This is a genomic window from Paraglaciecola sp. IT1134, from assembly GCF_058068185.1.
The window spans coordinates 246,688-266,907 of the sequence record NZ_CM176486.1; the positions used below are offsets into that span (position 1 = coordinate 246,688).

General features: G+C 45.7%; 14 protein-coding genes and 2 pseudogenes. 10 read left to right on the forward strand and 6 right to left on the reverse strand.

Going from position 1 to position 20,220, the window contains the following annotated elements:
* Positions 1–76: 76 nt before the first annotated feature.
* From AC3RV5_RS01170 to slyD, 5 genes are all read right to left on the reverse strand, one after another.
* Positions 77–3,130: an SNF2-related protein gene (locus AC3RV5_RS01170; RefSeq protein ID WP_489730177.1), complete on the reverse strand. Its 3,054-nt coding sequence runs from the start codon at positions 3,128–3,130 to the stop codon at positions 77–79.
* Between the two features lie 182 nt (positions 3,131–3,312).
* A complete protein-coding gene (gene recQ / locus AC3RV5_RS01175; protein ID WP_489730178.1) occupies positions 3,313–5,499 on the reverse strand; it encodes a DNA helicase RecQ in 2,187 nt (728 codons plus the stop codon).
* A 924-nt stretch (positions 5,500–6,423) separates the two neighbouring features.
* Positions 6,424–7,020: an ATPase gene (locus AC3RV5_RS01180; RefSeq protein WP_489730179.1), complete on the reverse strand. Its 597-nt coding sequence runs from the start codon at positions 7,018–7,020 to the stop codon at positions 6,424–6,426.
* On the reverse strand, positions 7,017–7,457 hold the full coding sequence (locus AC3RV5_RS01185; RefSeq protein WP_489730180.1) for a TA system antitoxin ParD family protein: 441 nt from the start codon (positions 7,455–7,457) through the stop codon (positions 7,017–7,019). The genes AC3RV5_RS01180 and AC3RV5_RS01185 overlap by 4 nt, the downstream gene beginning before the upstream one ends.
* Positions 7,458–7,948: 491 nt before the next feature.
* A complete protein-coding gene (slyD, locus tag AC3RV5_RS01190) occupies positions 7,949–8,428 on the reverse strand; it encodes a peptidylprolyl isomerase (protein WP_489730181.1) in 480 nt (159 codons plus the stop codon).
* A gap of 250 nt (positions 8,429–8,678) precedes the next feature.
* On the opposite strand from slyD, the gene mnmH reads away from it, so the two are divergent.
* The 3 genes from mnmH to AC3RV5_RS01205 all read left to right on the forward strand — a co-directional run bounded on the left by mnmH (position 8,679) and on the right by AC3RV5_RS01205 (position 13,190).
* A complete protein-coding gene (gene mnmH, locus AC3RV5_RS01195) occupies positions 8,679–9,770 on the forward strand; it encodes a tRNA 2-selenouridine(34) synthase MnmH (RefSeq protein ID WP_489730182.1) in 1,092 nt (363 codons plus the stop codon).
* A gap of 296 nt (positions 9,771–10,066) precedes the next feature.
* The gene (selD, locus tag AC3RV5_RS01200) at positions 10,067–12,211 is read left to right on the forward strand and encodes a selenide, water dikinase SelD (protein ID WP_489730183.1); all 2,145 of its coding nucleotides are present in this window, start codon (positions 10,067–10,069) and stop codon (positions 12,209–12,211) included.
* Between the two features lie 643 nt (positions 12,212–12,854).
* The gene (locus tag AC3RV5_RS01205) at positions 12,855–13,190 is read left to right on the forward strand and encodes an SHOCT domain-containing protein (RefSeq protein ID WP_489730184.1); all 336 of its coding nucleotides are present in this window, start codon (positions 12,855–12,857) and stop codon (positions 13,188–13,190) included.
* 33 nt (positions 13,191–13,223) lie between these two features.
* Here AC3RV5_RS01205 and AC3RV5_RS01210 read toward each other — a convergent pair.
* Positions 13,224–14,349: pseudogene (locus AC3RV5_RS01210) on the reverse strand (ISAs1 family transposase).
* Positions 14,350–14,768: 419 nt separating this feature from the next.
* On the opposite strand from AC3RV5_RS01210, the gene AC3RV5_RS01215 reads away from it, so the two are divergent.
* From AC3RV5_RS01215 to AC3RV5_RS01245, 7 genes and pseudogenes are all read left to right on the forward strand, one after another.
* On the forward strand, positions 14,769–16,214 hold the full coding sequence (locus tag AC3RV5_RS01215; RefSeq protein ID WP_489730185.1) for a bifunctional 2-methylcitrate dehydratase/aconitate hydratase: 1,446 nt from the start codon (positions 14,769–14,771) through the stop codon (positions 16,212–16,214).
* 160 nt (positions 16,215–16,374) lie between these two features.
* Positions 16,375–16,647 (forward strand): transcriptional regulator, encoded by a 273-nt coding sequence (locus tag AC3RV5_RS01220; protein ID WP_489730186.1) that lies wholly within the window; start codon positions 16,375–16,377, stop codon positions 16,645–16,647.
* On the forward strand, positions 16,640–17,887 hold the full coding sequence (locus tag AC3RV5_RS01225; RefSeq protein WP_489730187.1) for a type II toxin-antitoxin system HipA family toxin: 1,248 nt from the start codon (positions 16,640–16,642) through the stop codon (positions 17,885–17,887). Before AC3RV5_RS01220 ends, AC3RV5_RS01225 begins: the two co-directional genes overlap by 8 nt.
* Positions 17,888–18,005: 118 nt before the next feature.
* A pseudogene (locus AC3RV5_RS01230) lies at positions 18,006–18,506 on the forward strand (carboxypeptidase); the annotation flags it as partial.
* Between the two features lie 222 nt (positions 18,507–18,728).
* Positions 18,729–18,938: a hypothetical protein gene (locus tag AC3RV5_RS01235; protein ID WP_489730188.1), complete on the forward strand. Its 210-nt coding sequence runs from the start codon at positions 18,729–18,731 to the stop codon at positions 18,936–18,938.
* A gap of 12 nt (positions 18,939–18,950) precedes the next feature.
* Positions 18,951–19,373, forward strand: a complete 423-nt coding sequence (locus AC3RV5_RS01240) for a hypothetical protein (protein ID WP_489730189.1) — start codon at positions 18,951–18,953, stop codon at positions 19,371–19,373.
* Between the two features lie 110 nt (positions 19,374–19,483).
* Entirely contained in the window at positions 19,484–20,026 is a 543-nt protein-coding gene (locus AC3RV5_RS01245) for a plasmid pRiA4b ORF-3 family protein (RefSeq protein WP_489730190.1), read from the forward strand.
* The last annotated feature ends 194 nt before the right edge of the window (positions 20,027–20,220 follow it).

Genomic DNA, 20,220 nt, shown 5'->3' on the forward strand with positions numbered 1-20,220 from the left:
TAGTTACCAGGGCTGCTCGATGTTCAAACTGCAATAAACGCCCCTTGAGCCTGGTATTTAGCATATGCCGTACCACTCAACTTTCGTTCACCAACAAGCTCTCAACGTCCTCAATCAGTTGTAATAATAGTGGCTCGGGTAGGCTGGTGACATCGCGTAAACTGAGCAATCTGCTGATTGCGAGGTTGTCTTTGTTACTCAGTTTTTCCTGCAGCTTGCTGTCGGTGTATAGCATCAGGCAGGCATTTTCCACGCAGAGTAGTGTTTGCTGTTCACCCAGCGCCGTTAATTGGGCACACGTCGCGCCGATAAGCATGTCGAGACTGCCAACCTGGCCATGCTGCTGCAAGATTTTGGCGGCCGCCAGTTTTTGCTGAGCCTGTTTAGACCAGCGGTTTTCGAGCAGGATTGGGCTGCTAGGCAGAGGGATGTCGCTAAGATCTGCCAGGGGTGACAAGGCTTGCAGTTTTTGCAGTTGTTTCAAGTTACGTGTGTCGATAGCCGCAATGGGCAGGGGGCTGTCTAATTCATTGATAAAGCGTTCGTCTTCATCATTGAGCTGATCCAGCACCACCAATACACTGCCATTTTTGCCCAGCACCTGTTCTATACGTGCAGCAAAATGTTGTTGTATTACGTTAATCACGTGCGTGAGTTGCTGATCTTCAGTGCTATCGGCAAGCACGGCGCGATTACTCGCGCTGGGTTGTGCCGGCGTCTCAAGTGCAGCTATGCCGTCCGCCGCAATCACCGGGGGCTGGGGCAACTGCTCGGGTGTTTCTGTCTCTATGGATTTCTTTTGCAGCTCATCAACCAGAGTAGCCAGGGTTTTCTTGCTGACACCTACTACGTCTTCGCTGGCGTCGGGTGAGACGACGTTGTCGAATAAACTTTGTTTATTGCCAATAAGCTCAAGTACTCTTTCTTCGTAGGAGTTGGAGGCTACCATTAAAATAATTTGCACGTTGCGGGTTTGCCCAAGACGATGAACCCGGGCATTTCGCTGCTCCAGCACCGCAGGATTCCAAGGTACGTCCATGTTGATCAACACATTGGCGCTTTGCAGGTTTAGACCTGTGCCCCCAGCGTCTGTGGATATAAAAAGACGAACGTTATCATCCTGCTGAAAACGTTCCATTAGCGCGCCCCGTTTAGCCGATGGTACACCACCATGCAAGTGGACCGATTCAATATTGAGCTGCCCGGCGAGCGCTTCAACCATTTTGGTCATGCCATGCCACTGGGAGAAAACCACGACTTTCACGCCATTATCGATACATAGCTCGCTTAATAACAGGCGCAATTCATCCAATTTGGGTGAACCCTGAGTCTCCTTATCAACCAGACCTGCTGCATCACAGGCCATTCTGGCTTGTTGTAAGGCTGACATCAGACTGTTTTGCTCGGAAGGGGTCAGTGGTCGTTGTCTGGCAATATCGGCCAAACTGCCAGCGGTGTTCATGGCTGAGTCGTGCAGATCACGCTGGCGCTTGGACATACCAACGTCTAGTTGAATATGGGTTTTCGCGGGTAGCTGATCACTGACAATACTGCGATTACGCCGCAGCATAAGGGGAGCAATCAGGCGGCGTAACTCACTAAGGTTGCGATAACCCAATACTTTGCCTTTGTCATCGGTGATATGAAAGTCAGCCAAATAACGCCATAACGGACCGAGTACATAGGGATCAACCACTTGCATCAGGCTATATAAATCTTCCAGTCTGTTTTCCAGAGGTGTGCCGGTTAACACAAAGGCATAACGACTGCGTATCAGCTTGATGGAGGAGGCGATTTTGGTGCGCCAGTTCTTAATGCGTTGGGCTTCATCAAGGATAATCAGATCGGGGGCAAACTGCTGGTTGATGACCTCCAGATCCCGCAGGATGATCTCATAGTTCGCGATCGTAAACAGGCTATCACCTTTATACTGAGGCATGCGTTGTGCCGCGTTGCCCTGAATGATTTGACAAGGTAAGCCGGTAAATTTGGAAATTTCCCGTGCCCATTGGGATTTAAGGGAGGCCGGACAAACGATCAGAACTTTGGCCACGCCAGCCTGTTTATGTAACCAATAAGCGGCGGTAATAGCTTGCAAGGTTTTGCCCAGCCCCATGTCATCTGCTAGCAGAGCTCGGCCATTGGCGGCCAAAAATGCTGCGCCTTCAATTTGATAGGGAAACAAGGTGGCAGATATGCCGCCAATTCGGCCCCTGGTGAGTTCAAATTGCTGCGCTATTCGCTGTTTTTCCAATTGCCGGGTTTGACCGGTAACCATGCGCTGCACACTTTGCACGGCGTCATCGCCAACTTGTATTGCGTCGTTGGCATACAGATTATTCTGTAAACGAAAAAAATGCTCGGGCAATTGGCCGCTAAAATCTCCTTTGGTATCAAAGTATTGATCAAGCAACTCGCTCAACTCTGGGGACATATTGGCACTGCGCTGTAAACGGATCACCGGCTGATGATCTTGCCATCCACGATAAATAAACGGGATGGACTGCAAAGCAGCTAACGGGGTTCTATGATTTCGGGAAATGTGGTGCAATACCGCTTCTATATGCTTGCAGGTACCCAGTTGGTTATTGGCCCAGTCAGGGCAGGTGCATAAGTTTTGCCGCGCGTTTAAGGAGCGTATTTGCACCGAATAGGTTTGCTGCCTGTGGGTTGCTGACACAATCGACTCGGCCCGCCAATGACCAAAAATTTCTGTGTTATCTAGAGGCTTGACTTTGACTTCCGCCTTGCCACTTTTCATCCGTTCGTTTAGAGCGCTTTCTTTTGCACTTAGCAGGGCATTAGATGTCTGTTGCTCTTGTACCTGCTGAGCATATTGCAACACGGTGGCTACCGCATGGCGGCATAGGTGTGCGTCGTCATCGTCCTGCTCACAATAGCAGCTACAATACTCAATCGCGTTTTGTTGCTCGTTTAAATAAATACACACAGCGTAGGGCAGCTCTGAACTGTCGCTCTCAACACTGCCCAGCAACTGGCGGTCTTGCAGATCGCATTCAAATACACAGCTATTTTTAAAATCATGTAGCCCTAAGCGGTAGGTCTTCTCGCTGGTTAGCTGAATGATATTTTGTGGGTCGAGAAAAAAGCTTGATGAGGTGCTGGACATAATATTGCGCTGCTTTTGTTAAGTTGATCTAATGGGAGATGAGTTATCGATACCTATACCCTTCATCCTTGAAACTGCCTGTTTGTTGGCTGCGCTCATTCGCCGCCATGCCATTCCAATGATTTTGACTATATCAATTGGCTACTAATTCTATTGTTGATCAATACGCTGTGCAACCGCATTTATCCGCTTTTGTGCTGCAAAAAATAAATTCTTAACAGGTGTAGTTGCTCGTAGTTTATTTGTGCGTTAAGGCTATCGTATACTGGCTTGAGGCGATCAGCTCCGTGCTGGTTAAAGGCGCTTAGGGCTTGGTCCATTTCAGTTTGCTTGAGCTTGGTAGCCTTGAGCAGCCGCTCGGGTTGGTTGAGACGGTTGCCGGCCTGTACATAGTGGTACAAGTGCGCATTGATGGTGCCAGGTTTAACCTGGTGCCGGGCGGCGAGTGTCTCCAAACTCTCACCGCTTTGAAAGGCGCTGAGGATTTCAAGGGTCTTGGCACTGCTTTGTCCCGGGTTTTGACTGCTTGATTTAGCAGCTTTACTCGGGGTTTGGCTATTGCTGACTTCGTGCAACTTGTTTTGCTGGCAATGATCGCTGATAAGCTGCAAGAAAATCTCGCCATATTTTTCCAATTTGGCCTGGCCTACCCCATGAATTTGCAACAGGCTTGTGGATGAGTGGGGTAAGTAGTAGGCCATTTCGTTTAACGTGCGATCAGCAAACACTGCATAAGGCGGTATATTGTCAGTGTCTGCCAGGCGTTTGCGCTGTGTTTTGAGCATTTGCACCAGGGCAGGGTCGCCAGGTTGCACCGGGGAGGGACTTGTTTTGCTGCTAACGGAGGGCTGCTGTAGCAGGGCGAAAAACGGTGCCTTGCCTTTGAGTACTTCAGCTGCTTGCTGAGTGAGGCGCAGTCCACCGAATTGTTCATCTTGGCTCAGGAGTCCCTTTTGCAATAGCTGGCGTGCCAGAACCATCCACTGCTTTTTGCTGTACTCGCTGCCAATATTGTAGGTTGAGAGCAAGTTGTGCTGATTTTGCAATATTTTTTCGGCGTTTGAGCCACGTAGTACATCAATAATATGGCTGGCACCAAAGCGCTCGCCGGTGCGATAAACGCAGGAAAGAAACTTTTGTGCAGCTACGGTTAAATCACTCTTGTGCTTGGCTTCATTGCAGCAGTTATCGCACTTTGCACAGTTCTCACGTTGCGGCATTTCAGCAAAGTATTGCAGTAATGGCAGCCTGCGGCAGGTGTCTGTTTCAGCCAGCGCCAGCATTTGATTTAGGTGCCCGGTGGCGATACGTCTTTCCTGCTCATCCGAGATCTGGTCAATAAAATAGCGTATTTTTCCGGTATCACCATAACCAAAGAGCAGCAGGCAATCGGCAGATAAACCATCGCGCCCGGCGCGGCCAATTTGTTGATAATAGCCCTCAATATTTTTCGGTAAATCGTAGTGCAGCACATAGCGCACATCGGGTTTATTAATGCCCATACCAAAGGCAATAGTGGCCACCACAATATGCACATCATCCCGAATAAAACGCTCTTGGGCCTCACTACGCCCGGCGCTGCTAAGCCCCGCATGATATGCCACCACCGAGTATCCATCGGCGCTAAGTTTGCTGCTCAGCTCATCTACCTGCTTGCGTGACAGGCAGTAGATAATGCCGGATTGCTCCGGGTGCAGCTTGATAAAGCTTGTGCACTGCCGGTAAGGATGGTCTTTGGGCAACACCTCTATATACAGGTTGGGTCTGTCAAAACTGGCAATAAATTCGCTGTTATCAGAGATATGCAATTGGCGTTTGATATCGGCTCTAACACGCGGAGTGGCGGTCGCAGTAAGGGCAACGCAGACAGCGCTGGGGAACAGGTCAAGTAAGCGGTTAAGCTGGCGATACTCAGGACGAAAATCATGGCCCCATTCTGAAATGCAATGGGCTTCATCAATCGCAATGCAGGCCACGAACACGCTGCTTAATAGCTCAATAATACTTGATTGCAAGGCAGTTTCAGGGGCTAAAAACACCAGTTTGCAACGTTGCTGCTTAATGGCCTGCAGGTTATCTTGATATTGCTGGGTTGAAAGCGAACTATTCAATACACAGGCCGGTATATTTAAGGCCTGGAGCTGACGCACTTGGTCCTGCATCAGTGAAATAAGCGGAGATATAACCACCGTTAGCCCATCAAACAATAAGGCCGGAATTTGGTAACACAAAGATTTACCGCCACCGGTAGGCATGATCGCCAGGGTATTTTGTTTATCGAGCACATTGCCGATGATCGCTTTTTGCGACTGGCGAAACTCGCTAAAACCAAACACATCCTTGAGGGTCTTGCTGGCCTGGTCGATCACGCTTTATTTCCTTTTTTGATGGCTATTGTTTGACCACAGATTTTTACCACGGTAACAGTATTTTTTAAAAGACTTTGCTGACTATCGTGACACAGTATTTAGTATAGGTTATCAAAAATCCCCCCCCGAAGCTCTGCTACAACTGTGGTTAGATTTGGCTAATGCGCTGATGAATTTGCCCGGCCTGCACGGTGATATAAGCCAGCATGTCGGCTTTCATCTGGCCCTTATTGACCGTCTTTGACAACCGCTTCGACAACGTCATTGGCTGGCGCCTGAACAGACTCGCTACAATGAACGAATACACGCAATGGGTTTGTTCAAGCGTATAGCCTTTGCAGGCCCCAGGCGGGATTTTTTGCGTGAAAAAGTGAAAAAGGAAAAAGGGGTCGGAGTGAATTTCATGGTTATTCAGTCAGGCCCTGAGGTATCACCGCGAATAATATACAAAAATCATAAGGATAGATGAAAATCTGGAGAACATTTGAAAAAGGGGTCGGAGTGAATTTCATGGTTATTTAGTCAGGCCCTGAGGTATCACCACGAATATATACAAAAATCATAAGGATAGATGAAAAGCTAGAGAACATTCATGGCATTAGCTGATCAGATCTATCACCAAACAAAACCAATCGGTAAACGCCATGAATGTAAACACTATCTTGAACAATATGCTGTCATTTGTCAGCCTCGATATGCACAAAATGCGTTTCCAAGCGCTTTTTGCGTGTGTACATAGTCTGTTGCACCGTGGCGCTGCAAGCGCGGCCGGCATGGGCCGGGGGAAAGATACCAAAGCCTATTGTGAGTGTGAATTAAAGTCTAAAACCAGAATGTCTCGCGGCCATAAAATTTTGAACCCCAACTCTTTTCAATTTCCTATAATATTTGAAACTCAAATACTGACCCATTGCACCCTGATACCTAAAAAGAAAATTGCTGCGTATATTGATGGTCAACACAATCCGCCACCCAAATCGGCAAGCCATTGTCACAGAACAGCACTTTCTCCTGCAAAACAGCAATACGTTTAAAGCCTTTAATGGCTGAGGTGTTATCATAAAATGATACGGTGTTACATAGTGGCACGGCAAGACAAACATGCTCCAGCATTCTGGGAATGCGCTCCATTATTTTATTTTCTGGCACACTGTGACCTCCTTGTTCAATTCGACTCGCAACCCTTGCTATGTTGGTGTGGGGCGAGGCGTCAATATGGATCACGAACAGGTTGATGCGATAGCCTTGTGATTTAGCTTTGGCGATAAAGTCTACCTTTGAGGGGTGCGAAAATACCGTCTTAAAACAAAAGCTCTGACCTGTAGTAATCGATAAAATGCGTTGTTGTTCCACTAGTTTTGCGGCAGCATAGCTGTGATTCTCTGGAGCATCAGGCCACCGTTGTTTGGCAAGCTCATCGGCATTGAGAAAGGGCAAATTCAACTTGGCGAAGTATCGGTAGTAAAAGGTAGTTTTACCGCTACCATTGCCGCCTACAATGATATTCAGTTCTTTATTCAAGCTCTATTTTGCCTGACCGTTTTGAACACCCCATTTTTAAATCGCCCTTTGGTTACGGTTCCATCAGGATAGTATGCCGTTAACAAGTCCCCACCTTCTGGAGCGGGCTCATACAAAGTTTGTTTTTTTGCTAGCAGGTCGGTATGTAATCTGCCAGCTGAATTGTCTGCCTCAATCTCATCAGAAAGAGCCATAACATCAAGCGGCGAGTGAATATGAGTAGTAAACACTACTTGACCGACACCTGTCATGAGCTGCGTTATTTGCTGCGTAGTTAAATCGTTACTAATACGCTTACCAATCTCAGACCAGTATTCTATCTGCTCAGCAGTTGAACGGTGCATTGTTGCTGCAATGACTTGCGCTTCAGTGACCAAACTTTCGTTGAGTCTCATGGGACTAGTGTGTTTTGCCATTGTCATCTCGAAATTATTCATATTAATTTATTGTAGCAAATCGCTACAAAATAATAAAATAATAAGAAATACAAAAAATAGTTGTCCGGTTTAGGCAAATTAGTTGCAAATTTTGATAGGCAGTGGCGAACATTAATTCCAAGTTTTAAACTTTAATTCGATTGCACACCTATAGAAATATAACATTAAACGCGCCGACAGGCCTTGCTCCAATCCACATTTGCTGATTGAGTCAGATTACATTTATACCGCAATATGTTACCTGTTTGGTCGCATCTCATCCCGCCCGATCATATTGGTGGACGGGTCAGATTTAGATGAGCACAAAGGCCACTTTTTGCTGCGTGCATCGCTGGCCTTTGATGGCCGCAGTGTCACGCTCTATCAAGAAGTGCATAGTCTTAAAACGGAAGAGAAACCTGCCACTCACAAAGGAAAAAGGGGGCGGAGTGAATAGGAACGAAATTCACTCCGCCCCTTTTTTCCCCGACCCCTTTTTCCCTTTTCCGTATTTAGTGTTGATGCCCGCCTTCCCCATGAACATGACCATGAGCGAGCTCTTCTTCCGTCGCTTCACGAACCTCAATCACTGAGCCTGAAAAATTCAGCGTTTTACCTGCCAACGGGTGATTAGGATCGACTGTAATGTCATCACCTTCAATGTTAGCGACCATCAATTGAACCGGCCCGCTCTGGGTTTCAGCAGTAAAAACCATGCCTTTTTCAATGTTTTCAACGCCTTTAAATGCCTCACGAGGCACAACTTGCACCATCTCTTCATTGTATTCACCGTAGCCATCCGCCGGCTCAATGGTTACTTCGAATTCATCGCCAGTGGCTTTGCCCACGAGTGCGGCTTCTAAACCGGGAATAATGCTGTTTTGGCCATGTAGGTAAACTAATGGTTCAGCACCTTCTGAGCTATCCACAATTTGGCCTTCGGTGTCTTTCACGGTGTAGTTTAGAGATACCACTTTTTGATCTGCGATCATTTGTTCGTCCTCGTATTCTTAGTCGGTTAGTTTCATAACGAAGGTGGCAGCTACCGAAACTCAAGTTGCACAAGCACCATCACATTATAAATATTCGACCACTAGAACTGGGGGCTTTTTCACTCAAATCAAGTGCTCACAATAGAACCTGGCGACAGCTCTTCCTTTTAGACCATCTGTGCTTAGGATCAATAAACTCAGTACGATTCTGATAAGCTAGGTCTTCGAATTAAATTTTTAAGGACTGCGCTTGCAAACCACCGCCGACTACACGGCCTTGTTTCTAAACGACACTCCGATGATGGACGTCAGAGCACCGGTTGAATTCAACAAAGGTGCCTTTCCTCACTCTGTAAATCATCCGCTAATGACTGATTCCGAGCGCGAAGCCGTTGGTACCTGCTACAAAGAAGAAGGCCAAAAGGCGGCCTTTGCGTTGGGCCACTGCTTGGTAAAGGGTGAAGTTAAAGAGGAGCGAATTCGGGCTTGGCGGTTATTTCATGAGCAAAACCCCAGCGGTCTCTTGTATTGCTTTCGTGGCGGTCTTCGATCCCGCGTGACACAACAATGGCTAACCGAAGTGGGCATCGATATGCCGTTTATCGAAGGCGGTTACAAGGCGATGCGGCAGTTTTTACTGACGCAACTTCATGTACGAATTGCCCAAGGCAACATTCAGGTACTTTCAGGTGCCACGGGCTCGGGCAAAACACAAGTGATACACGATTGGCCCCAGTCAGTCGACTTAGAAGGTCTAGCCAACCATCGAGGCAGCGCATTTGGCAGTACCGGCAGCAAACAGCCGAGCCAAATTGATTTTGAAAATGCATGGTCGGTAAACTGGTTAAAACATGCCAGTCAAAGCAATGCGCCGGTCTTATTTGAAGATGAATCTCGCTTGATTGGCCGCCTCGCTTTGTTGCCAGAATATCTAGCGCTGAGTAAGCATGCGCCGATCGTTTTACTGAGGGCACCTTTGCAAGAGCGCGTAGAGCGAATTCGTAAAGATTATTTTGTTGATGCTTACCAATCACAACTCGTTAAAGGTGAAGAAGCGGCTATAACGTACCTTGATGACTTCATTCGCGGCGCTTTGACGCGCATAAAAAATCGCCTTGGCGGTGAGCGCTATAAAAACCTAATTGGTTTACTTGATAGCGGCCTAATACAACTGGCGAATCAGGGGGGGTGGGGCAAGTTTGACGACATAATCGACGTGCTGCTGAGTGATTATTACGACCCGATGTATGAGTATCAATTCACAGCCAAAGCACAACTCAAAATATTTGAGGGTAATCATCAGGAGATCCTTGATTGGCTATCACACAACAAAACAGTTTAAGTAAAACGGTTTGTTTTGCTCTGTCATTCGCTATCATTGCAGCTGATGTGCTCAATTGAGTATCCAGGTTTGATGTGTTTGCCCAGCATTTATGCCCCAGTTGCCCGGATTTTGTTATGGCAACCGATTTTTAATGCACGTTTTATTATCAACATTGGTTTGGTTATTCCGTCGGCTTTACGTCAATGCCACCGGTGCTGAAGCGCTCAGCATTTTATTTAAAAACATGATCATGCCCATTGGCACCCTCTGGCTCAGTTGCAAAACGGCTTTCACACTCTAATGAGGCAATCTTCTTGAACGAAAGAGACCTGGTATTTATTGGCGGCGGTCATACCCATGTATTGGTGCTCAGAATGTTGGCGATGAAACCCATCCCCAACGTGCGACTCACGCTTATTTCAGACACGCGCCTTACACCCTACTCAGGCATGCTGCCGGGTTTTATCAGTGGGCATTATTCCATAGCGCAAACCCACATTGACCTCAATATTCTCGCCCAAGCCGGTAATGTTCGTTTTATTCATGGTCGTGTTACGGGCCTCGATGTTGAACATAAACGTATTCACGTAAATAACCACCCTGATATTGAATACGACAAAGTTTCAATTAATGTCGGTTCGACGCCGAACCTGACCGTGCCCGGTGCCAAAGAATTTGCTGTTGGGGTGAAACCGGTTAGCCAGTTAACCGCTACTTGGGCGCATTTACTGGCACATGATTATCAAGGTAAAATTCCCCATTGGGCGATTGTCGGTGCCGGTGCTGCGGGTGTCGAAATTGTACTGGCGATTGCGCACCGTTTTGCACAACAACAAAAACCCATTCAGTTATCATTAGTTCAGGCTGGCTCGCAATTACTGTCAAATTATCAAACCGGTGTACAAACTCGCGTCCGTAAAGCGCTCAATCATTACAACGTGATCTTGGTTAATAATTTTCGAGTCGCCAGGGTTGAGCAACAACAGTTAGTCGCGGACGATAATCAGACGCTTATCATCGACAAATCTATTTGGTGCACCCCAGCAACAGCACCCATCTGGCCAAAAAAAGCAGGTCTGGCAACCGATCCCCAGGGTTTTATTGAAGTGAATGCCTATCTGCAAAGCACCTCTCATCCTGATATTTTTGCTACCGGTGATGTGGCCAGTATGTCTCACTCGCCTCGTCCTAAAGCAGGGGTTTATGCGGTACGGTGTGCCCCTTTTTTAGAGAAAAACTTACGCGCCGTTTTTCAACACAAAAAATGCACCAAAACTAAACTGCAAACAAATTTTTTATCACTGATTTCCCTTGGCAACCAAACGGCTGTCGGGCAAAAAATGGGGCTCAGTTTTTCTGGCAAGTGGGTGTGGCGATGGAAAAACCATATTGACTTAACCTTCATGAATTTGTTTCAAAAACAATTGCCGGATATGAACAGCGACATGGATGAACCCATGCACTGCGCTGGCTGTGGCAGCAAGCTGGGTCCCCAATTGCTGGAGGAGTCGCTAAAAGACTTGGCCATTTTTAAGCAAGCGAGCTTACCTGTTAATTTGTGCAAAGCCGAAGACGCGGCGGTTGCCATTCATAACAAAGAGCACCGTGTATTTCAGAGCATTGATGGCTTTCGCGCCTTTACCGATGACCTTTACCGTTTTGGCATTGTGACTACCCATCATGCTGTTAATGACTTGTACGCCATGGGCATTGGGCCCACTAGCGCACAAGTCTGGGCAAATATTTGCTTTGCCCACCCCCGTTTGAGCAAGCGTGATTTTCAACAATTGATGAGTGGCATAACCGAAACACTCATTCATCACGAAACTACGCTTGTTGGTGGTCACAGCACCCAAGGCAAAGAAACCCATGTCGCCCTTGTGGTAAACGGCCAACAGCGTAACGTTTGGTCTAAGAACAATCTTAAACCCGGCGATTGGTTATTACTCAACAGGCCCATAGGCTCTGGCATCATTCTAGCGGCCGACATGCAGGGCAAAGCAGATGCCAGTACAGTTGATCAACTGTGGGAGCATTTACTGGCCTCTAACCGCGCTTTTTTTAAAGCACTTCAGACTCAGGAAGTGCATGCCGCAACCGACGTCAGCGGCTTTGGCTTAATTGGGCACTGCCTGGAAATGGTCGAAAGCTCAGACTTTCAAATAAACATCGACAGCCGCAAAGTGCCCCTGCTGCCAGGCGTGTTAGCCCTTTCGCAGTCGGGCATTGGCTCGAGTTTATTACCTCAGTTATTACCCCTAAAAGACCGCTGCATGATCAGCAAAGATGCAGACAGCCAAGTCATTAACTTGCTCTTTGACCCGCAAACTAACGGCGGCCTATTGGTATCAGTACCTCCAGAGGTCGGAACACAGCTGTTAACTATCGACGGCATAGCCAAGATTGGCGAAGTGAAACCCCGTATGGATCCCAGTGATAAAGAAGTATTTATTCATTAACGGAAAAAGGAAAAAGGGGTCGGAGTGAATAAAAATGAAATTCACTCCGCCCCCTTTTTCCCGACCCCTTTTTCCCAAATTCACTCCGACCCCTTTTTTCCCTTTTTTCCAGATACCAAGAGCAAAACAGCAGGTATTTTCAAGTAATCGCGTCCATTTGATTGCTGCTGATTAAGGTAAAGTATGTCAAACAGATGAACTTGGCGGCAATACAGCCCGTGTGAGATAGGTATGCTAAATAGAGGGATGGTATGACTTATTCATATCTACTGCGATTAATCATCCCTATTATCCTGCCCATTTTTTTCTTGCTTAAGTGCATGTGCAAAGTAGCCACCTTGAATGTGTTGCGGCATAGCTGGATGCTGGCGTTGTTTGCACTGGGCAATTTCGCTCGGCAACCAATCAGCAAATTCGACCATGATGGGTTACATTCGTTATTGATATTGGGACATTGCTTTTTGAACGGATCCTGTAAGATGTGGGTATTATACAAGTGTAGTTATTTTTCTTGGTTTTTGGCGAAGGGAATGGGATGAATCAGTTCCATTCGTGCCTAACCAATTGATTAATAATAGTATCTAGGACTTCCTAGACATTAACGTTACGCGTTTAGATTATCATCAAAATTTAGGAATAATAAATGGAAATTATGCAAATAGATATTGCAGAAGACAACAGTGAAACGGTGAAATTATTAACCGTTATGTTTTTTGTGTTGGGATTAATAATTCCACTTTGGATTATAACGTTGCCTCTTTTTTGGTTCTTAGCATATCGAGACTATAAATCCCCAAATGGTAAACCTTTATTTTCTAATTCATCAGCGGTGCCAACTGAAAATATAAAAACTAACAAACCTGTAACACCAATTCAAAATTTTGAAGCTCTCGAAAAACTAAATGATTTGAAAGAGAAAGGGATATTAACGGAAGATGAGTTCACACAAGAAAAAGGTAAATTATTAAATCCACAGTAAACGCATAATAAGACAGGGCAACCGCATGAGTGTTTAATTTTTACACATCTCGCTAAATCCCGCTTTTAAAACAGCCTCTAAGAAGGTTGGTTTCATCCATGCTCGTTTGCGTTTTGCACTGATGCTGCCTTTTGAAGGCTCTGCCCTGAGCATATTTAAAGAGAGTTGCCTTAACATTGCCCAATTCTCGGCACCGTTTGTGGTGATGAATTTGGCATGGGTCTTCTCTCAAGCTGACATTTAATGCCCAGTGCAGACTATTTTCGATAGACCAATGGGCACGTACGGCTTCAGCTAACGCTTTTTCGCTAAGCTCGGCACAGCTAATGTAATAGCGATAACCCAGTTGTGGCGCTTTACCTTTGACTTGACGAAACCCTATGCTCAAGCTAATGCTGCGCAGATTAGGCCATTGGGGGAAGCGGGTCGCCAATTCGCTGGCATCTTTGACATAATGCACGCGGGCTTCTACACGGCCATGATTTTTTTTTATCGCTAAACCATCCAGCGGTGCTGCATGCTCATCCATAAATGCATCACGGATCGCCTGGTGTAGCTGGCCTTGATTACCTTTTACGGCTAACAGGTAATCAGCTTCTTTCTCTACTATTTGCTGTGCTATCTTTGTTTGGCAGCCCATCGCATCAATGGATACCAGCGCACCTTTTACCTCCAGTAGCTTAATGAGTGCTGGGATGGCGGTAATTTCATTCGATTTTTGTTCGGTTTTAAGCTGTCCCATCACCACTTTGTTGGCACACGCAAATGCATTTACCATGTGAATAGTGGACTGCCTATCCCCTCGTTGGTACGAGCTACGTAATGTTTTTCCATCGATGGCGACCACTTCGCCTTCAGTCACCTGATGCACCGCCTGCATCCAATTCATAAAGCATTGCCGGAACTGCTCAGGTTCAATTTTAGAGATAATACGGGCAATGGTGTCATCGACCGGCACGTCATCGATAAGAAAACCCTGTTGCTTGAATCAGTCGTGGTGACCTTCAGCGTAATCATAAATCTCAGACCAACCTTCTGCGCCTGCTATCACGCCACAAAGCGTGACGAACAATACATCACACAAGAGATAGGTGACTTTAGCGGATTGACGTTGGTCCATAATGGCACTGAAATGAGTCGTAAATGCTTCGAGATACATAAAGGCCCCACAAAAGGGAGTATAAGATCACAGCTACCCATAAAATCAAAGAATTATCTTAACGAAAAACTCTAATTGTCTAAAAAACGTTCACGATCTCGCCCTGCATAATAAGACAATTGAAAGCCAGAATATAATAACTGGCTCGGCACCAACTAGGCTGAATACCAACTCAATCCGTTGATTTAAATGGCGTGATTAAAATTACCCTAAATTTTATTGAAACCGGCGTATACCCCAACAACTTGCCCAAGCTTAAACGTGCTGGGCGGCCATAATAGGCTCTTCCCCGTATACGCTCTCATCCAAATATTTGCCATCAATATTCTTACCGTAATTTTTAAGAAGCAACGTAAAGCGTTTACTTAAGTCGGCTAAAAGGTGTTTAATAAGTCATCGAAAATTATTTGGAGTCAGACATGAATGCTAATGTTGAATCAAATATACGACCCGACTATGACCGCCCCATCAAAGATATTGCCCGTTACGTAACGGACTACGTGATTGAAAATGACCACCTGTATGACACTGCCCGCTATTGTTTAATGGATACGCTGGGTTGTGGACTTTTAGCGCTAAGATACCCGGAATGCGCTAAACATTTAGGACCCATTGTTCCCGGAACCATGGTGCCCAATGGTGCTCGAGTCCCTGGTACTCAATTTGAAATGGATCCCATCAAAGCCGCGTTTGATATAGGTTGTATCATTCGATGGTTAGATTTTAATGATACTTGGTTAGCTGCCGAATGGGGCCATCCTTCAGACAATATGGGGGGCATTTTAGCAGTAGCGGATTATGTTTCCCGTCAACGTTTAGCCCGCGGTTATGACCCCTTGAGCATGAAAGAAGTGCTTACCGCTATGATCAAAGCGCATGAGATCCAAGGAGTGCTAGCGCTAGAGAATAGTTTCAATCGAGTAGGACTGGATCATGTTATTTTAGTCAAGATTGCTTCCACTGCCATCGTTACCCAAATGTTGGGCGGAGAGCGTGAAGATATTATGAATGCGCTTTCCCAAGCATTGGTCGATGGCCAAAGTTTACGAACTTATCGGCATACTCCAAACGCCGGTTCGCGAAAGTCGTGGGCAGCTGGCGATGCTACCAGTCGCGCAGTGCGTTTAGCGATGATCACTATGTCCGGTGAAATGGGTTATCCAGGTGTGTTAAGCGCTAAAACCTGGGGATTTTATGGGGTATTGTTCGGCGGCAAAGAATTTAAATTCCAGCGGCCTTATGGCGAATATGTCATGGATAATGTGTTATTTAAAATTTCCTTTCCAGCGGAATTCCATGCTCAGACCGCGGTAGAGTGTGCCGTTAAGTTACATACTGAAGTAGCTAATTGTTTGGCTAAAATTGAACGCATTGAATTAACGACACACGAATCCGCTATTCGGATTATCAGCAAACAAGGCGCGCTGCATAATCCTGCCGATCGCGATCACTGTTTGCAGTACATGGTGGCTATAGGTTTAATGTTTGGCGATTTAAATGCTGATCACTATGAAGATGAAGTTGCAACTGATCCTCGCATCGATGTGTTAAGAGAGAAAATGGTGGTCTGTGAAGACCAGCGATATACCCAGGATTATCTCGATCCTAAAAAGCGTAGCATTGCCAATGCAATCCAAATCTTTTTTAAAGACGGTAGCAGCACTGAAAAAGTAGAAGTGGAATATCCTGTCGGCCATAAATTTCGCAGAGTAGAAGGAATACCATTGTTACAAGCCAAATTTGAACGCAATGTGAAAACCCGATTTCCTAATAAACAGGCGATGGCAATAGTAGAAATCTGTAATGACAAGGACACGTTCGAAGCACTGCCGGTTAATGAGTTTATGGATTTACTGGTTATCTGAGTTAACTCAATCTATTCACTCCCCCTTTCTACTTCAAAACGTTTTTGGGCTCTTAGAAATACTTCCCAAATCAATACAGTTGCTATTTAAGTAGCAATTTGTTGTAGTGATTCGCTTTAATTGCTATTATGTTAGCAGTTTTATCGCGAAGGAATTCAAGGTGCTTTCACTGCTATCTCCGTTTGATGTGCAACTTTCACTTAGCCAATTTGTTAAAACAACCCGCAAAAATAAAGGATATAGCGTAATAAACTTTTCCGAAAAAACCGGAGTGCCTGATAGCACCATTCGTAAATTCGAAAAAACAGGTGAAATATCGTTGCGCCAATTCCTGATGCTTTACGCTGAAATAGGCAAGTTGACAGACATACAGCAACTGACCAAAAGAGCCGCCGCACCAATTAGTCTTGACGACGTGCTCAAAAATGCTTAAACACAAGCTCGCAGTAAATCGTCGCCTCTCAAACGGTAATACAACCAGAGTAGGGGATCTGGCTGAAAACAACTCTGGGATATATTTCCAATACGATGAGAACTACATGGCCGAGCATTCGGCCCTTTCTCCGTTTGCGCTAGAAAATTCAACAAACATCCAAGTAGGCCCACTGACGCCACATCATAAATTACACGGCGTGTTTGCCGATAGCCTGCCAGACGGGTGGGGACTTTATCTTATGGACAGGATCTTTAGAAAAAACGGCTACGATCATAAGAATATTTCCCAATTAGAGAGGTTGGCTTTTATTGGCGATAATTGTCTTGGCGCACTCTATTACGAACCAACGATTGCACTAGCTGACGATAAAAAACAATATGACATTTCTATCCAAGAGCTCGCCAACCAAGCGATAAAAGAGTTTGAAGGGACTGAAACTAACTTAGTCGAACACTTAATGAATACAGCTGGCTCCGGTGGCGCCAGGCCCAAAATCAATGCCACTCTTTTGCCTGATGGTTCATATACAACCAATCGTTTTGCCGCCGGTAAGCACTGCCTGATTAAGCTCACTTCAGATAACTTTTATCTTAAACATGAAGAAAGCTTGGTTGAATTTTGCTGCATGACACTAGCTAACCAATGCGGCATCGAAACAGCAGATTTTGATCTCTTAAGCGCTAATGACAACAGATTTTGGCTACGCCAAGAGAGGTTCGATTGTGTTGGTGATGCGGGCCGACTACACATGATCTCTGCTAGCGGTCTTCTTGATGCGTCATTTCGTGAACCATCTCTGGACTACGTAGACCTTGTTAAAGCTACACGCATCATGTGTGGAGCAAAAGACGCAAAGAAACTCATCCAAAGAGCGCTTTTTAACTACCTCATATGCAATCAAGACGATCATGCTAAGAACTTTGCTTTTCTGTGCGACGACAAAGACAACTGGTGTTTGTCGCCATTCTACGATGTTGTCTACTCCCCCTCCTTATCTGGCGAGCACATGACTGCATTTAACGGTGACGGCATCGCACCTAAAAAGTCTTCTTTAGAACTCATGGCACGACATGCAGGCATGGATCCAAAAGAAATAAAGGGTATGGCCGAAGCAATTATGCACAACCTCTCAAGCGCAAAAACGCTACTGGGAAATGTTGGCGTGTCTGCAACTACCACCAACACCATTACCTCAAATATAAGTGGTAAATGGTCACAACTTAAAGATCGGATCTAAAGTCCTGCTTGTAGCACAATAGCCCATCACTAAGCATCACGATGAGCACTAGAATATCAAATCGTTTAAAAGGGGGCGCAGTGAATAGGAATGAAATTCACACCGCCCCCTTTTTCATGAAGGCAAAACCATCGGCCGGTTAGACAGTCATTACTTGGGAATCGATCGCCAGGAAAGCGGCAGTGAAGTGGACTATTTCCCTGAACTGACCTCCTGGCTACATTCATTTACCCCGGCGATAAATTATTATTTACGGGAACAACTCAATTACAAAACCGATCTAAAATACAATATGTTTGGCCCGGTTCGCCCATGGGATGATTGCCATGATCACACAGGTGAAAATTTACGCCAGGCGATGGCACAAAATCCCTATCTGAATGTGATGATCCAATCCGGCTACTACGACGGCGCCTGTAATTATTTCGATGCCAAATACAGCATGTGGCAGTCACATCCCAGTGGCAAAATGCAGGATCGCCTCAGTTTCAAGGGTTACCTTAGTGGCCATATGATGTACTTACGCCCTGCTGATTTAGAAAAATCTAACCAAGATTTACGTCAGTTTATTCTGACCTCAACCCCGGCCAACGGCCACCCCGCGCAATACGCTCGTTAAAGCGGCTGCTGACTAAGTCAAAAACCTAATCAAGGGCAGGGGATGATCCTGCTTTTTTGGTCAGAAAGGGTTTGTACTAGTGGTTATTAAGGGGGAAATTTCGCTTTATGTACACTATGCCGTGTGTCTCTACATTTTTTATGTATAGGGTGTAAAAATTCAGGGCGTTAGCAACGGCAGTTGAATAACTAGCTAATTCCCGCCACGGCATAAGGGATCCAAGTGAAATATAGCGCTTTTATGCTGGCCATAGTGCTAGCGTTTCTGACCGGGTTTTTCGTCAAAGGCTGCTTAGAGGAAGATAGCCCAGTCAAAAACGACATTTTTTATGGCGAGCAACAGCCTGCTATCAACCAAGAGATTGAACGCCAAGATACAATAGAGCCGCTAAATGCAGGCGGAGTCCCAGAGCAACACGACGATATTATTTAACAGGCGAAACAGGTGGAACCAGTTGCAGAGCCTGAACAAGACCCAACGCCTGGCGATGCCAAACCAACCATCTTCCCGCTGGAACAGCGATTAAAATTATTTGCACAACGATTCAAAGCTCAAAGCAGAGAGCCAGACTGGGCCAGTAGTGTTGAAACCACACTAACTGATGGGCTGATCACCCAGCAGTACACTGATACCTATTCCATTGAGAGAGTTGAATGTAAGACAACCCTTTGCCTGATCGTGGTAGAAAAGGAAAATAGTTTATTGTATCAAGACCGCAAGATTAAGGAAGCCGAGTGGAACCACATAGTGGATAACGGAATAAAAGCGATCTCGGACTCCCCGGTGGCAATAGTAAGCATGATGATGTCAGATGCAAATGAACAAAAAACCGCGCAAAAATTTCAAATCTTGCTAGAGAAAAAATAATGCGCCACCCACACCAAGCTCGGATCCGATAGAGGTTATGGATCCATATTTAGCAAAACTTAGTTACAATCGACTTCATTCACTCATCCTAATAAAGCGCTAATCCAATCATGAATGATAAGTATATTCTGCTCGACATCCATTTGAAAAACGTAACCAGTCCATTAGTAAGAAGGGTAGTCTGTGTCCCCCATAACATTACCCTGATTAAATTAGCCCAGGTCATAAATGAGGCAATGGGCTGGTTAAGCTGCCACCTTCACATGTTTCAATTTGGTGATGAAAACTATGGTGAGATTTTTGATTTTGACGATGGCAGCTTGATTGATCAGCGCAGAAAGCAGCTTAATCGGTTACTTGGGCGCAGTAAGCAGTTTACTTATGTCTATGACTTCGGGGATCATTGGGAGCATCAAATCTTTGTTAAACCTTCGACTCAATCCCCACCGCACAAATACTTTATGGTAATGGCAGAGGGAGCCTGCCCACCAGAAGATTGTGGTGGCGAACCTGGATACGAGGATCTTAAGCACATGATTGCCAATCCAGACGATCCACAGTATCCAGAAATGATCGAATGGTGTGGCGAAAATTTTGACCCTAACGTTGTCGATACCGACCTTATTCAACAGCGCTTGAATGGCATCAAATAACTAGCTCATTCAAAATAAAGCACCTTTGGCTTGAGGTGCGCCTCAGCCAAAAGTGAACCATTGGCACCCATAGCTGAATAGGTTTTATTAGGCTTATCAGTATTTTGTTTGCTTTGGTGGGGTTAGCTATTTTCAGCTATGACCCGGGAGGGTTACATTCCACCAGATTTCAGGTAAATTAGACCTCGTGCGGT

Excerpts from the sequence above, each read along its gene's own strand:
- AC3RV5_RS01215 (WP_489730185.1), top strand. The coding sequence starts at position 14,769 with ATGAATGCTAATGTTGAATCAAATATACGACCCGACTATGACCGCCCC.
- slyD (WP_489730181.1), bottom strand. The coding sequence starts at position 8,428 with ATGATCGCAGATCAAAAAGTGGTATCTCTAAACTACACCGTGAAAGAC.
- AC3RV5_RS01245 (WP_489730190.1), top strand. The coding sequence starts at position 19,484 with ATGAATGATAAGTATATTCTGCTCGACATCCATTTGAAAAACGTAACC.
- AC3RV5_RS01185 (WP_489730180.1), bottom strand. The coding sequence starts at position 7,457 with ATGAATAATTTCGAGATGACAATGGCAAAACACACTAGTCCCATGAGA.
- AC3RV5_RS01170 (WP_489730177.1), bottom strand. The coding sequence starts at position 3,130 with ATGTCCAGCACCTCATCAAGCTTTTTTCTCGACCCACAAAATATCATT.
- AC3RV5_RS01225 (WP_489730187.1), top strand. The coding sequence starts at position 16,640 with ATGCTTAAACACAAGCTCGCAGTAAATCGTCGCCTCTCAAACGGTAAT.
- AC3RV5_RS01205 (WP_489730184.1), top strand. The coding sequence starts at position 12,855 with ATGGAAATTATGCAAATAGATATTGCAGAAGACAACAGTGAAACGGTG.